Annotated in this window: 12 protein-coding genes and 1 riboswitch; of the genes, 4 read left to right on the plus strand and 8 right to left on the minus strand. The window is 66.6% G+C overall.

The window, feature by feature from the left end:
- Nucleotides 1–106: 106 nt before the first annotated feature.
- The 4 genes from DEBA_RS01870 to DEBA_RS01885 are packed head-to-tail and all read left to right on the plus strand — an operon-like array spanning nucleotide 107 to nucleotide 4639.
- Entirely contained in the window at nucleotides 107–937 is an 831-nt protein-coding gene (locus DEBA_RS01870) for a purine-nucleoside phosphorylase (RefSeq protein WP_013257205.1), read from the plus strand.
- A 19-nt stretch (nucleotides 938–956) separates the two neighbouring features.
- The gene (locus DEBA_RS01875) at nucleotides 957–2264 is read left to right on the plus strand and encodes an amidohydrolase family protein (RefSeq protein ID WP_013257206.1); all 1308 of its coding nucleotides are present in this window, start codon (nucleotides 957–959) and stop codon (nucleotides 2262–2264) included.
- Complete coding sequence (locus DEBA_RS01880; RefSeq protein ID WP_013257207.1) at nucleotides 2261–3568, plus strand: amidohydrolase; 1308 nt, start codon at nucleotides 2261–2263, stop codon at nucleotides 3566–3568. The genes DEBA_RS01875 and DEBA_RS01880 overlap by 4 nt, the downstream gene beginning before the upstream one ends.
- Before the next feature lie 33 nt (nucleotides 3569–3601).
- Nucleotides 3602–4639 (plus strand): endonuclease/exonuclease/phosphatase family protein, encoded by a 1038-nt coding sequence (locus DEBA_RS01885; protein WP_013257208.1) that lies wholly within the window; start codon nucleotides 3602–3604, stop codon nucleotides 4637–4639.
- Between the two features lie 64 nt (nucleotides 4640–4703).
- A riboswitch (cobalamin riboswitch) is annotated at nucleotides 4704–4891 on the plus strand.
- A 519-nt stretch (nucleotides 4892–5410) separates the two neighbouring features.
- Here the strand turns inward: DEBA_RS01885 and DEBA_RS16675 are convergent.
- The 8 genes from DEBA_RS16675 to DEBA_RS01925 are packed head-to-tail and all read right to left on the minus strand — an operon-like array spanning nucleotide 5411 to nucleotide 12759.
- Complete coding sequence (locus tag DEBA_RS16675) at nucleotides 5411–5935, minus strand: GAK system XXXCH domain-containing protein (protein ID WP_013257209.1); 525 nt, start codon at nucleotides 5933–5935, stop codon at nucleotides 5411–5413.
- A gap of 24 nt (nucleotides 5936–5959) precedes the next feature.
- Complete coding sequence (locus tag DEBA_RS16680; protein ID WP_013257210.1) at nucleotides 5960–6385, minus strand: amphi-Trp domain-containing protein; 426 nt, start codon at nucleotides 6383–6385, stop codon at nucleotides 5960–5962.
- Between the two features lie 35 nt (nucleotides 6386–6420).
- Nucleotides 6421–7620: a GAK system CofD-like protein gene (locus DEBA_RS01900; RefSeq protein ID WP_013257211.1), complete on the minus strand. Its 1200-nt coding sequence runs from the start codon at nucleotides 7618–7620 to the stop codon at nucleotides 6421–6423.
- Nucleotides 7617–8732, minus strand: coding sequence for an HprK-related kinase B (locus tag DEBA_RS01905; protein WP_013257212.1), 1116 nt, complete (start codon nucleotides 8730–8732; stop codon nucleotides 7617–7619). The genes DEBA_RS01900 and DEBA_RS01905 overlap by 4 nt, the downstream gene beginning before the upstream one ends.
- Nucleotides 8729–9625, minus strand: a complete 897-nt coding sequence (locus DEBA_RS01910; protein ID WP_013257213.1) for a GAK system ATP-grasp enzyme — start codon at nucleotides 9623–9625, stop codon at nucleotides 8729–8731. The genes DEBA_RS01905 and DEBA_RS01910 overlap by 4 nt, the downstream gene beginning before the upstream one ends.
- Nucleotides 9622–11271 (minus strand): PhoU domain-containing protein, encoded by a 1650-nt coding sequence (locus tag DEBA_RS01915; protein WP_013257214.1) that lies wholly within the window; start codon nucleotides 11269–11271, stop codon nucleotides 9622–9624. The genes DEBA_RS01910 and DEBA_RS01915 overlap by 4 nt, the downstream gene beginning before the upstream one ends.
- Before the next feature lie 24 nt (nucleotides 11272–11295).
- A complete protein-coding gene (locus DEBA_RS01920; RefSeq protein WP_013257215.1) occupies nucleotides 11296–11583 on the minus strand; it encodes an amphi-Trp domain-containing protein in 288 nt (95 codons plus the stop codon).
- Nucleotides 11584–11607: 24 nt separating this feature from the next.
- Nucleotides 11608–12759 (minus strand): hypothetical protein, encoded by a 1152-nt coding sequence (locus tag DEBA_RS01925; RefSeq protein ID WP_013257216.1) that lies wholly within the window; start codon nucleotides 12757–12759, stop codon nucleotides 11608–11610.
- Between the last annotated feature and the right edge of the window lie 453 nt (nucleotides 12760–13212).

A 13212-nucleotide genomic window follows, 5' to 3' on the forward strand; every position in this document is an offset into this window, starting at 1 on the left:
CCATTTGATAATAAATGTGCATGGTTAACGTGAAAAAAAATTGACAGGCCCTTCCCCCGAGATTAGCCTCCACGCATAATAGAAAAACCTGACCAGGAGCTGGCCAATGGAGCTAGTCAACAAAGTCAACGCCGCCGTCAACTATCTAGAACCATTGCTTCCGGCCGATTTTCGGCCCATGGTGGGCCTGACCCTGGGCACCGGGCTCTCGGGCCTGGCCGCCAAGATCGAGCCCGTGCTGAGCGTGGCCTACCAAGACATCCCGCAGTTTCCCGTCTCCACCGTCGAGAGTCACGCCGGCGAGCTGATCTTTGGCCGGTTGGGCGGGCAAAACGTGGCGGCCCTGGCCGGGCGCTTTCATCTATATGAAGGCTATGGCCCCGCCGAGGTGACCATGCCGGTGCGGGTGCTGGCCGAGCTGGGCGCGCGCTATTTTCTGTTCAGCAACGCCGCCGGCGGGTTGGATACTTCGTGGCGGGCCGGCCGGGTGATGCTGGTCACCGACCACATCAACCTCACCGGCCGCAACCCCCTGGTCGGCCCCAACGTCGAGGCCTGGGGCGTGCGTTTTCCCGAGATGGTCCAGGTCTACGACCCGTGCCTGTTGGCGCTGGCCCGCCAGGTCGCCGCCGAAAAAGACGTGGCCATGTACGAGGGCGTCTACGTGGGCCTGATGGGCCCATCCATGGAGACGCCGGCCGAGACGCGCATGCTGGGCGTGCTGGGGGCCCAGGCCGTGGGCATGTCCACGGTGCTGGAGGTCATCGCCGCCAGGCACCACGGCCTGCGCGTGGCCGCCTTTTCGGCCATCAGCAACATCAACGACCCCGCCGACATGCAGCCGGCGCCCATCGAACTGGTCATCGAAAACGCCGGCATGGCCGGTGACGACATGGCCACGCTGATCGAGGGCGTGCTGGCTCGGCTCACCAATTGACCACGGAGATATTTCCGCCATGCTTCTGATCCAAAACGGCATGCTCATCACCATGGATGGGCCGGCCCAGGCCATCGCCGACGGCGTGGTGCTGGCCGACGGCCCGCGCATCGTCTACGCCGGCCCGCGTCAGGACGCCCCGCCGGCCCAGGGCGCGCAGGTTCTCGACGCCAAGGGCGGGCTGATCATGCCCGGCCTGATCAACTGCCACGCCCACACGGCCATGACCCTGGTGCGCGGCCTGGCCGACGACCTGCCCCTGGCCCAGTGGCTGAACGAGCACATCTTTCCCGTCGAGGCCAAGCTCGACGGCCAAGCCGTCCATTGGGGCACGATGCTGGGCTGCCTGGAGATGATCCGCGGTGGCGTGACCTGCTTCAACGACATGTACCTGTTCGCCCACGACGTGGGCCGGGCGGTGGAGCGCAGCGGCCTGCGCGCGGTGATCGGCGAGGTGCTTTACGATTTTCCCAGCCCCTGCTACGGCCCGCTGGAAAACGGCTTCAAGGTCTGCGCCGAGCTGATCGAGCGTTACAAGGATCATCCCCGCCTCAAGGGCGCGGTGGTTACCCACGCCCTCTACACCTGCTCGCGGCCGCTGATGGAGCGGGCCGGCCGCCTGGCCGCCGACGCCGGGGTGGATCTGGTGATCCATCTGGCCGAGACGGCCGTCGAAAACGAGCTGGTGCTGGAAAAATGGGGCCAGCGGCCCTACGAGGTCATGGAGGATCTGGGCCTGTGCGGGCCAAATCTGCTCATCGATCACGCCGTGCACCTCAGCGACGCCGAGATTCGGCGCGCCGCCGCCGCCGGCGTGCGCGTGGCCCACTGCCCCGAATCCAACATGAAGCTGGCCAGCGGCGTGATGCCCCTGCGGCGCATGTTGGCCGCCGGGCTGACCGTGGGCTTGGCCACCGACGGCTGCGCCAGCAACAACAACCTCGACATGTTCGAGGAGATGGACTCCTGCGCCAAGCTGTGCAAGGTCTCCACCATGGACCCCACCGCCGCCCCGGCGGCCCAGGTTCTGGCCCTGGCCACCAGCCAGGCCGGCGCGGCCATGGGCATGGCCGGCCAGATCGGCGTGTTGAAGGCCGGGGCCCTGGCCGACGTCATCGTCATCGACACCGATCAGCCCCACCTGACGCCCATGTACAACCCGGTCAGCCACCTGGTCTACGCCGCCCGCGCCGCCGACGTCATGCACACCGTCTGCCACGGCCAGGTGCTGATGCAAGACCGCCAGCTGACAACCATCGACCAGGATGAAGTGCTGCGCAATTTCCGGCGATGCGCCGACGCCCTCACCGGAGGCAAGCTGCTGTGAGCCAAATCACAGTCATTGCCGGCGGCCCCTTGATCGCCGACGTCAAAACAGTCTTCGCCAAGGGCCTGCTGGCCTTTGACGATCAAGGCGTCATCTACGCCGGCGAGGCGGCCGGCTACGACCCGCCGGCCCACGCCCGCCGCCTCGACGTCCAGGGCGGCCTGATCATGCCCGGCCTGATCAACGCCCACTGCCACGGGGCCATGACCCTTTTTCGCGGCCTGGCCGACGATCTGCTGCTGGAAGATTGGCTGCATAAGCATATCTTCAAGGCCGAGGCCCGTTTTGTCGGGCCGGCCATGGTCGGGCTGTGCACGCGCCTGGCCGCCGCCGAGATGCTCCTGGGCGGCACGACCACCGTTTGCGACGCCTATTTTTGCATGGACCAGGCCGCCGAGGCCTACCAGGCCGCCGGCATGCGCGCCGTGGTGGCCCAGGGCATCCTGGATTTTCCCACCGCCGATTGCCCCGACCCGGCGCGAAACCTGGACCTGGCCCGCCAATTCATCCAGCGCTGGCAAGGCGTCTCGCCGCTGATCACCCCGGCCCTGTTCGCCCACAGCGTCTACACCTGCTCGCCGCAAACCCTCACCGGCGTGGCCGATTTGGCCCGGGAGCTGGGCGTGATCTGGATGACCCACCTCAGCGAGACCGTCGCCGAGGTGGCCCTGACCCGTCGGATGCACAATAATACGCCGCCGCGCCACCTGGAGGCCCTGGGCCTGCTGGACGGCCTGAACGTGGCGGTGCATTGTTCGGCCCTGGCCCCGGGCGAGGCCGAGCTTTTGGCCCAGCGCGGCGTGGCCGTGGCCTCGTGCGTGGAGTCCAACATGAAGCTGTCCTCGGGCCTGGCGCACATCCCCACCCTGCGCGCGGCCGGTCTGACCGTGGCCCTGGGCACCGACGGAGCGGCCAGCAACAACGATCTGAGCATGTTCGGCGAGATGCGCCTCGACGCCCTGACCAGCAAGATCTACAGCGCCGATCCCTCGTGCCTGCCGGCCAGCCAGGCCCTGGACTGCGCCACCCGCCAGGGGGCCCGGGCCCTGGGCCTGGGCGCGGTCTGCGGCCGGTTGGCCCCGGGCCTGGCCGCAGACGTGGTGATCCTGCGCGGCGACGAGCCCAGGCTCCAGCCCATGTACAACCCGCTGTCGCTGGTGGTTTACGCCGCCGGGGCCGCCGACGTGCGCCACGTCTTCGTGGCCGGCCGCCAGGTGGTGGAAAACGGCCGGCTGCTGACCATGGACCTGGCCCAGATCATGGCCGGCGTGCGTCAGCTGGCCGTGGATGTCGGCCGGGCGTAGACTTAAAGCCGGTCCGGCAGAAATGCGCATAACATGCTCAAAAAAATGACGATATTTCTGCTGTTGCTGGCGGCTGGCCTGGCGGGGCTGTTTTTCTGGATCGGCTCGGCCAACCTGCCGGCCGAGCAATGGTCCAGCCTGGAGCATCTGCCCAGCGTGGCGGCGACCGAGTTTCGGCCGGGCCAAGAGCTGGTGGTGGTCAGCTACAACATCGGCTATTTTTCGGGCATGACCAACAACCTGCCCGTGGCCAGGAGTCGGGAGCTTTACGCCGCCAATCTGGCCCGGGCCGTGGCCGCGCTTGGTCCCTTGCGTCCCGACGCGCTGGCCCTGCAAGAGGTCGATTTCGCGGCCAGCCGCAGCTTTGACCAAGACCAGGCCGTGCTGTTGGCCCAAGGCCTGGGCCTGGGTTGGCTGACCAAGGCCGTGGGCTGGGACAAAAAATACGTGCCCTACCCCTATTGGCCGCCTCAACATCACTTTGGCCGGGTGGTCTCGGGCCAGGCCCTGCTGGCGCGTTATCCGCTTGCCGACCTGGAGCGCCACGCCTTGGCCCCACGCGGCGATACGCCCTTTTATTACAACGCCCTCTACATGGACCGCCTGGTCCAGACGGCGGCGCTGGAGCTGGGCGGCCGGCGGGTCTGGCTGGCCTGCCTGCACCTGGAGGCCTGGGACCGTCCCACGCGGGAGCGGCAAGCCCGCCAGGCCGCGGCGATCCTGGCCCGGCTGCGCGAGCGGGGGCCGTTGATCGTCATGGGTGATTTCAACACCACCCCAACCTGGGCCAGGGTCCAGACCGGCTTTGTCGACGAGCCCGAACAGGATTTTCGGGGCGAGGCGACGCTGGCGGCCATGACGGCCCTGAGCCTGCGCGAGGCCTTCGACCAGGGTGGCTCGGCCGACGAGGCGGCCACGCTGACTTTTCCGGCCGATCGGCCCAGCCGCAAGCTCGATCATATTTTCTATGACCCGACGCGTTTGGAGCTGGTCTGGCGGCGGGTGGTCGTCGAGGCCGGCCAGGCCTCGGACCATCTGCCGGTGGCGGCGGCCTTTCGCCTGAAAGACTAGGGTGGCGGGCGTTTTTTGGGGTTGAATTTGCTTGACGAGGCCGGGAGATCGGCGTAGCTTTGAAACAGCATAGGCCGGAGTCGGCGCCCGCGAGGGCTCAATAGGGAAGGCGGTGAGAATCCGCCACGGTCCCGCCGCTGTGACCGGGGACGAAAGTCGCGTGACAAGCCACTGATCCCGCAAGGGATTGGGAAGGCGCGGCAAGTAGGATGATCCGGGAGTCAGAAGACCTGCCGATTCCAAGAACGTTTGCCCATGCCGGCGGAAGACCGGTGTCGCAAGGGGCCACGCGCCCGTGGCGGGACAAACGTTCACGCTGGGGCGGCCAAGTAAGCAGGGTGCAGTCCCCCAGTCCAGACTTGGGCTGGGGTTTTGTTTTGGGAGCCTCGACCCGAGCCGGGCCTGCGCCACTCCTCCCTCCCTGCTTCTCGGGGGCTCGGGCCTGCTCCCGCAGGGCAAAAACGCGGTGGAAAAGAACGCCATCCCGGCGCGCTTTTCCACCGCATCCTTTTTTGAGGCCATTGCCTGGCTAAATCACAAAACGAGAGTGCTGCACGGGGGCGTCCTGTCCCGTGCGCGCCGTCCATGGCGCGTTTCGGCCGCCGCACGGTAGAATGCATGTTTCACCGGTAATTATCTGTTTTTACAACATTTGTTGTGTTTCACCGTGCAACGGCCTCAAAACATCAAGCATCAACAAGCTGCTAGCTTCACAAAACATTGCACGGGGGCAGGCGCCCCCGTGCAACGGTCTATTTTTTGTGGCGTAGTTTATTTGTATTGCTCGTGGCAGGCCTTTTTGCGCTGGGCCAGGTCTTGGGCCGCCTGGCGGGCCTGATCCAGCGCGCCGGCCTCCACGGCCGTTTGCAGGGCCTGGACCAGGGCCAGATAGGCCGGGTAGTGCTCGTCGCCCTTGCCGGCAAAGCCGACCATGCGCCGGCTCTGCTCGACGAAAAGCCGCGTCAGCTCCGGCGATGGCGTTTGCCCCTGGGCCAGGGTTTTTTCGAGCTGACCCCACGACTTGGCCATGGCCTTTTTCAGGCTCTTGTAACCGCGCGGGGCCGGGCCGGCGCTTTTGGGGGCCGCCTGGGCGGCTGGGCCGCGATATTTCAGCTTCAGCTCCAGGCTGGTCTTGCCGTCTTTTTCCTTCAGCGCCTGTTTCAGCTCCAGAAGGGCCTGGTCGGCCAGCACGGCCGCGCCCAGGCGACCTTGATCCAACTCGGCGGCCAGGGCGCGCAGCAGCTCGGCGGCCTGGCCGGCCGAAAGCAGGCGTTTGGTCTGTTCCTCGGAGGCCATGGCGACTGCTCCCCCGGCGTGGGCCTACTTGCGGCCGCCGCGGCCGGCTTTCTTTTCTTCGTCCTCGGGCGTCTCGGCTTTGGTCAGGCTTTCGGCCGGGGCCTCGACGATCACGGGCGTTTCGCCGGCGGCCACCGGGGCGGCCGGGGCCTCGGGAGCGGCTTCCTCGACCGGCGGCGGCGTGGGGGCCTCGGCGCTGATCTTGAGCTGGGCGGTCGGTTCGACGTGGCCCAAGCGCCAGCTCAACTCCAGGCTGATCTTTTGCCGGCCTTTTTTGGCCGCGCCTTCCAACTCCAATTCCAGATTTTGGGCCGGGCACAGCTCCATGAACTCGTCGCCCCGCTGCAAGACCACGCGGCCCTGTTCCAGGCAGGCGGCCAGGTCGCGCAGGTAGCCGGCGGCCTGGGCCAGGTTGAGGCTGGATTTGATCTCGATCTCGTTTTTGCCCATTGCAGGCTCCTTTCGTGGAAAAACACTAGCCAACTTTAGATCAATGATAGCAAAACACCCAACAAACAGTCTGGATCAAATGTCTTGGCCGCTGGATCGGCGACCAGGGGCGCGTCGATGACGTCGACGCCCAACTCGCGCAGTTCCTCGGGCCGCGCCCGGCCGCCGGGATATTCCAGGCGCGAATCGATCAGCACCAGGTCCAGGGGCCGCGCGCCGGGCGGCTGGCCCTGGCCCAGATAAGCCAAAAGCGTGGCCACCGCGCCGCTCAGGGTCATGCCGATCTGTTCGGGGTCGCCGGCCAGGTTGGGCACGTAGACCTTGGGGCAAGGGGCCTGGGCCACGGCCTGGCGCACGCCGTCGGGCAGGAGGTTGGCCACCACGCTGGTGTAGAAGCTGCCCATGGGAAAACAGATCAGCTCGGCCTGGCCGATGAGGTCCAAGAGTTTTTGGCGCACGGCGGCCCGGGCCGGCCGGGGGTCGTCCAGGCCGGCGCAGAGGTAGAGCCGCTGGATGGGCGCGCTCAGGGCCGGGCCTTGGCGACCGGTGAGCAAATGCTGGCCCAGCACCAGGCGGCCGTCGGCCAGTTCGGCGGCCAGGTGCAGGTCGGCGTTCAGGACCGGCCGCACCACGCCGCGCACCTCGGCCATTTTGCTGAACATGAAGATGACCGGGTCCAGGTGGCGGTCGTGATCCAGATAGCCGCCGCACAGCGTCAGATTGCCCAGGCTGGCCCCGCGCAGGTCGAAATCGGCGGGCAGGGCCTGGGCCAGGCGGGCCAGGTGCTGGCGGATGATCTTGCGCAGGGGGTCGGGCGTGGCGGCCACCAGGGGATGCCGTCCGGCGACCATCAGGGCCAGGGTCTCGGCCAGGGTCTGGGCGCTTTGGTCGCTGGGCAGGCGGTGGGCGAACAGGCGGGCCACCTGGGGGTTGCCCTGGATGCCGGGGTCGGCCAGGGACATCAGGCGGTTGCGGATGTCGCCCACGGCAGGCATGCCAAAGGCCCGGCGCAGCACGGCCGAACTGCCGCCCGAGTCGAAGGTGGTGATGACATGGATGGAGTTGTGGGTGTGATCGATGAGCCGGCGGCAGAGCTGATGCAGGGCCGAGCCGCCGCTGAAGAACAACACCCGCGGCCCCAGGTCGGGGGCGCGGCGAAAGCGGGCCAGGCGCACGGGGTCGGGCAGGCGGGCCAGGCGGCTCAGGCGCGCGAAGGTGACGGGGCGGTCGGTCATGGTTGATAGGCCAGGCGGGGGATGGCCGGCGGCAGCAGGCCGTGCAGGGCCTTGGCCGCGGCGGGAAAATCGGCCCCGCCGCTTAGCTCGTGAACCGGGCAATCGCCGAGCATGGCCAGATAGGCCGCCACGCTCATGTCGGGCCCTTGGCCTTGGGGCGGCAGATAAAAAACGCCCGGCGACTTGATGAAGGCCTCCAGCAACTGGGCCTTGCGCTCCGCCGTGACTCGCTCCAGGCAAAACGGGCCACCGCCGTGCCGCCAGGTCAGCACCACCAGGCCGTCCAGGGGCGCGCCCAGCCGGAAACGGCCCGGCCCGAAGCATTCGTCGAGATAGGCGTCGTATTTGTGCTCCAGGCGCCACAACTCGTCCGGCGGCAGGGCGGCGAAGCCGGCCAGGTCGTCGGGCGGGATCACGCCTTGCAGGCCGGGCGTGCCAAGCACGGTGCCGGGGTTGATGCGCGGCAGCTTGGCCACGCCTTCCATGCGCAGGCCCCGGGCGTCGCGGCCGATGAGCAGGCGGTCGTTGGAGATGAAATCCAGGCCCAGGCCCATCATGTGCAGGGCCAGGGTCGATTTGCCCCGGCCGCTGAGGCCGGCGATGGCCAGGCCGCCGGCGTGGTTGGCCACGGCCGCGGCGTGGCACAGCAGGCGGCCGCGATCGAGCAGCCACTGGATGTGCCGGCTGTTGATGAAATTGACCACCTGGTTGTCGTTGGCCTGGCAGGGCCCCACGGCCAGGTTGAGGCCGTCGCCCAGCAAAAAGACCATGCCGGTCAGGCGCTTGCGCACCACGCGGCCGCCGTCTGGCAAGTCGAGGAATTCTTCCTTGATCTTGTCCTTGCCGGGGTCGGGCGCTTTTTCGCGGAGGGCCAGGCCCAACTCGGGCGCGGCGGCCTCGATGGCCCGCACGATGATATCGGCCGGGCCCGCCTGGCCATGGGCCAGGAAATCGCTGAAATAACGGCGCAGGCCGTTGACCAGCCCCGGCGAATCGCTCTCCAGGCGCAGGCGGCAACCGGCCAGGTTCAAGTCCAGAGCGTGGGCCAGGGGACGGTCGTCCAGGCCCAGGCGCTGGGCCAACTGGGGCGCGGTGGGCGTCTTGGCGCTCATGATCGCAGCTTCTCCAGGATATAGTCGGCGTAGAGTCCGGCCGCGTCGACGCCTTGCGACTCCAGCAGGCCCCGGAAGCCGCCAAAGGCCGAGACCTCGAAGACCACCGGGCCGTCGGCGGTTTCGGCCACGTCCACGCAGGTGAAGTCCAGGCCAAAGGGCGCTTGGGCCCGGGCGGCCAGGGCGATGACTTCGGGACCGGGGTCGCAGGCCAGATACTTGCCGCCGCCGGGCTGGGGCCGGCCGTGCACGGGCTCGAAGCGGGCGGCCCGGGCGTAGGAGGCCAGGTATTGGCCGCCCAGAAAGACCAGGCCCAGGTCGCGGCCGCCGGGGCGCACCATTTGTTGCAGATAAAAAAAGCGGTGGCCCTGCTCGCGGAAGGCGGCCAGGGCCGCGGCGCAGCCGTTGCCCGGCTCCAGGACGATCATGCCCCGGGCCTTGGAGGTGTAGAGCGGCTTGAGCACGCAGGGCCCCAGGCGCTCCAGGGCCTCCAGGGCCACGTCCTGGTCCTCGGTGACCACCGTCGGCGGCATGGGGATGTCGTTTTGGCGCAGCAACAGCGTGCAACCCAGGCGGTCGATCATCGGGCCCACGCGCGCGGGCGCGGAAAAAATCGGCAGGCCGCCCTCGGCCAGGAAACGCAGCATCTCCAGGCGGTCCAGCAGATGAGGCGAATAGCTGGCCCCCAGTTTTTTCAGGGCCAGGCCGTCCATTTCGGCCAAATTTTGGCCCAGATGGCGCACCACGCCGCGCTCCAGGTCCAGTTCCAGCCGGCGCGGGTCGATGATCGGCGCGGTGGCCCCCCGTTGGGTCAGGGCCTGTTGCAGGCGCATGGTCGACCAGCCCTCGGGCAGGCCCACCACGCCCACCCGTTTTGACGCGTTGGCGCTCATATGACCTCCAGGCCGACCAGGGCCTGGCCCGGCAGGCGAAACTCCGCCCAGGGCCGGCCGCGGTGGCCGATGATTTTTTCCATGAGGTAAAGCGATGTCAGATACAGATGATGGGCGAAATCTTCGTTTAGCTCGAAGCGGGTGGAGGTCATCAGCGAGCGGATCAGGCCCAGGGCCAGGCGGGCCTCGAAGGACGCGTCGTTGTTTTGCTGGGCAAAGGCCAGGGCAAAGGCCAGAATCTCGCGGGCGGCCGCGCCCAGGCGGCGGCGCAGGGCCGGCTCGAAGACCGGCAGACGCAGGCACGAGGCGATGAAGACGCTGACGTCCTGGGCGTAGTCGCCGGGGTCGGAGCGGTGCAGGTCCAGGTAGTGCAGGCGCTGCTGCTTGTGGTCGTAGATGATGTTGTTGAGGTTGTAATCACCGTGGATCAGCACGCTGAAAGGGCAACAAAGCTCGGCGTCGATCTCCTGCACGCGGCGCAACAGCATGCCCACCGAGGGCACCTCCAGCGGGCCGATTTGCACCGCCTCGCCCTCGAAGCGCGGGTGGACCCGGTAGACGTCCTCCAGCCGCGACAAGAGCTGGCCGATGAAATTGGCCCGGCCGGGGCTTTCGCAACGGGTGGCCCGCCAGACCGCGCCCATGGTCTCGGTGGTCATGAACAGGGCGTTCTGGACCACCTCGTCGGCGGCGGTCAACAGCACCTCCTGCACGGTGCAGCCGCTGAGGTACTCCAGCAACAATGAGGCCTGGCCGTTGTTTTCCTGAAAGCCGAACAAGCGCGGCGGCAGGCCGGGCATGACCTTTTGCCAGTGCTCGATGGATTGCTTCTCGGCCAGGATCTTGGCCCGGACCCCTTCCTTGAAGATGACCCGATGGGCCCGCGACGAGTCGCTCTTGTCGGCCACCGCGCCCACCTTGCAGCCCGAGCGGTTGCCCCAGAAGGAGCTGAACTCCACCTCGGTCATGGGCGCGCCCAGGCCCGAGGCGGCCAGGGTGTCCTGCAGGGCCTCGTATTGATGAATCTTCAGGCGCTCGCCCACCAGAACGAAGATCAGCGCCTCGCCGATGTTCAACAGCGAATCGCCCATGCGCTCCAGGTAGCGATAGATGAACAGCGCCGTGACCAGCTCGCCGGTGTGCCGGCCTCGTTGCAGGTCGGTGAGTATCTGGCCCATGGTCGCCTTGAACAGGTCGTCCAGGCGGAACTCGCATTGACAGATGCCCAGGGCCAGCGACAGATCGCGGCGCTCCATGGCCGGGACGATCATCTCCAGGCCGGCCAGCACCTCGTCGAAGTAGGGCTGATAATCGTAGCGCGTCAGAAAGCGGGCCTCGCCCAGGTATTGCAGTTGGCCCACCACGTTGACGGCGAAATCGGCGATGCGCTCGAGGTTGCTGGCCATGGTGATCAGGCAGCGCAGCAGGTTGGCCGTGGCCCGGTCCACGGGTTGGCCCACCAGGCACGAGAACGACTTTTCCTCGATGAGGCCTTTCATCGAGTCGATGTAGTCGTCACGGTTGGTGATTTTTTCGCGCCGGGCCAGGGTCGGTTCGGCCAGGCAGCTCAGGGTCTCCTCGAGCTGCTTGCGCACCTCCAGGATCATGAAGCGAAAGTTTTCGTCAAGGCCGGCCGGCAGTTGCATGATGTTTTATCCGCCTTGGGCCGCTTAACGGCCGTCATCGCCCATGGTCATCGGCCGCACGGCCAGGTCGCCTTCGCCCAGGCTTTCCTCGTTCCAGCGGAACTTGAGGGTCAGCTTCATCTGCTCGTCCTTGCGCTTGGCCTCCACCTCCAGCTTGATCAGACCTTGGGGTTTGAGCACCAGGCGCTTGTTTTCGGTGCAAAACAACAGCGCCCCCTGCTTGAGCCCGGCGCTGAGGGCCTCCAGGTAGCCGACGATGGACTGGCTGTCTTGCAGGGAGACGTGCTTGAAGCTGTTGTCCGACGAAGACATGGGTTCGTTCTCCAGATTGGTGGTTCAGGCCAGGCGGCCGCGATATTGGTCGATGACCCGGTCGCGGTCCATGCCGGCCAGCATCAGGGCCTTGCGGATGGCCGGGTCGTCCCAGGCCGGTTGCAGGCCCACCTCGCGGGCGGCCTTTTGGCGGTCTTGCAACTCGGGGGGCTTGGCCTTTTCGCTCATGTGCGTATCGTCGCCCATGAAGACAAGCAGGCGGCGTTCGCCGTGGGCGCGGGATTTGTTCTGGCGGTTGAGCACGCCGATGAGAAACTCGGTGTATTCGCGCGATTGCGGGTTCCAGACCTCGTAGCCGTCCACGTCGTAGTCGGCCAGCAAGATGGGCCAGAACTGCTCGGGATGGGGGATGACCACGCCGGCCCCCAGGCCGCGCGCCTCTTCGATGACCTCGCTGGCCCGATAGAAATATTGCAAGGAAAACTCGCGCTTGACGATCTGCTTGACCGCCTTGGCCAGCAACAGCGCCCGGCTGATCATGCGCTCCGGTCGCCAGGGGCGCTGGGCGGCGATGAACTCGCTGACCAGCTTGTTCTTGATCATCATCGGCGGGACGTCAGACTCGTGATCGGCCAGCAGGGCGCGCAGGCGGGCGGCGCAATCGCGGACAAAGGCCACGACCTCGTCGTTGGCCCCGGTCTCGGCGGCGGCCTCTTGCATGCGGGCATCCCAGGCCGGCTCGACGATGGAGTCGATGAACTCCCACAACTGGCCGCCGCGATATTTGAAGGTGTGCGAAAGCATCGAACGCAGCACGTCGGCCCGCTCCACGGCCTCGGCGCGCATGTGCAGCAAAAGCTGGACCTTGCGGTTGAAGCCCGACGAATAGCAGTCGATCTCCACGCCGGCCAGTTCGCCCAGGCAGAGCAGCTCGTTGTGCTGGGTGGGGATGATCAACTGATTCTGGCGGTTGGGGTAGCTGGCCGCCAGGCGGGCCATGGTCAGCTCGATGGGGATCCACTCCGGGTGCCAATGCACGGCCAGCACCGCGCGCTGGCGCGGATGAACCGCCGGCGGGGCGACCAGCCGCGCCCGCTGCTCGGCGCTCAGCTCCACCGAGACCAGGTCGCGGAAGATCTCCTCGTCCAGTCGCTCTTGGTCTTCCGGGCCTGGGCCCGCCGCTTTGTTGTCGATTTCGATGTTGGCCGTGGTCATGCAAAACTCCCTCGCGACGGGCCGCTTCCCGGGCCTTTCAAAGCTAGCAAGACAAGTTGTCAGGGGTGTTGCGGCAGTGTTACAAACCGCGCACAACGGGCGGGTTTATTTCATAGTTTGAAGAGGAAAGCCCGGTCGCGTAAAGCGTTTTTGATTGCCGCCGCTTTGTTTTGGCCGCCGTGGGCCGCGGCGGCCAAGAAACTGGACGATCGGTCAAAAAAATCGTAATGACCGCACATTTCTGTGTACATGGCGCTTCAGGCGTTATAAATTATTTTTGCATCAAAAACCGTGTTGCGGTCGCTAAACGGCCGTTAATACGTGCATGCGCGTGTTTTTGCGCCATTTTGTCAACGGAGAGTCTTGTTTTGGCCTCAATCACCGAGGGCCAATAAAAGCAACCCTTTCGCCAGAGCACCACGACCCGGCGGCCGGAACTGCCCGCGCCGCGCT

The sequence above is a fragment of the Desulfarculus baarsii DSM 2075 genome (assembly GCF_000143965.1).
Taxonomy (GTDB): Bacteria; Desulfobacterota; Desulfarculia; order Desulfarculales; family Desulfarculaceae; genus Desulfarculus; species Desulfarculus baarsii.

What these genes read in the sequence shown, in the direction of transcription:
- DEBA_RS01870 (WP_013257205.1), top strand. Translation starts at nt 107, where the DNA reads ATGGAGCTAGTCAACAAAGTCAACGCCGCCGTCAACTATCTAGAACCA.
- DEBA_RS01875 (WP_013257206.1), top strand. Translation starts at nt 957, where the DNA reads ATGCTTCTGATCCAAAACGGCATGCTCATCACCATGGATGGGCCGGCC.
- DEBA_RS01885 (WP_013257208.1), top strand. Translation starts at nt 3,602, where the DNA reads ATGCTCAAAAAAATGACGATATTTCTGCTGTTGCTGGCGGCTGGCCTG.
- DEBA_RS16675 (WP_013257209.1), bottom strand. Translation starts at nt 5,935, where the DNA reads ATGGCCTCCGAGGAACAGACCAAACGCCTGCTTTCGGCCGGCCAGGCC.
- DEBA_RS16680 (WP_013257210.1), bottom strand. Translation starts at nt 6,385, where the DNA reads ATGGGCAAAAACGAGATCGAGATCAAATCCAGCCTCAACCTGGCCCAG.
- DEBA_RS01900 (WP_013257211.1), bottom strand. Translation starts at nt 7,620, where the DNA reads ATGACCGACCGCCCCGTCACCTTCGCGCGCCTGAGCCGCCTGGCCCGC.
- DEBA_RS01905 (WP_013257212.1), bottom strand. Translation starts at nt 8,732, where the DNA reads ATGAGCGCCAAGACGCCCACCGCGCCCCAGTTGGCCCAGCGCCTGGGC.
- DEBA_RS01910 (WP_013257213.1), bottom strand. Translation starts at nt 9,625, where the DNA reads ATGAGCGCCAACGCGTCAAAACGGGTGGGCGTGGTGGGCCTGCCCGAG.
- DEBA_RS01915 (WP_013257214.1), bottom strand. Translation starts at nt 11,271, where the DNA reads ATGCAACTGCCGGCCGGCCTTGACGAAAACTTTCGCTTCATGATCCTG.
- DEBA_RS01920 (WP_013257215.1), bottom strand. Translation starts at nt 11,583, where the DNA reads ATGTCTTCGTCGGACAACAGCTTCAAGCACGTCTCCCTGCAAGACAGC.
- DEBA_RS01925 (WP_013257216.1), bottom strand. Translation starts at nt 12,759, where the DNA reads ATGACCACGGCCAACATCGAAATCGACAACAAAGCGGCGGGCCCAGGC.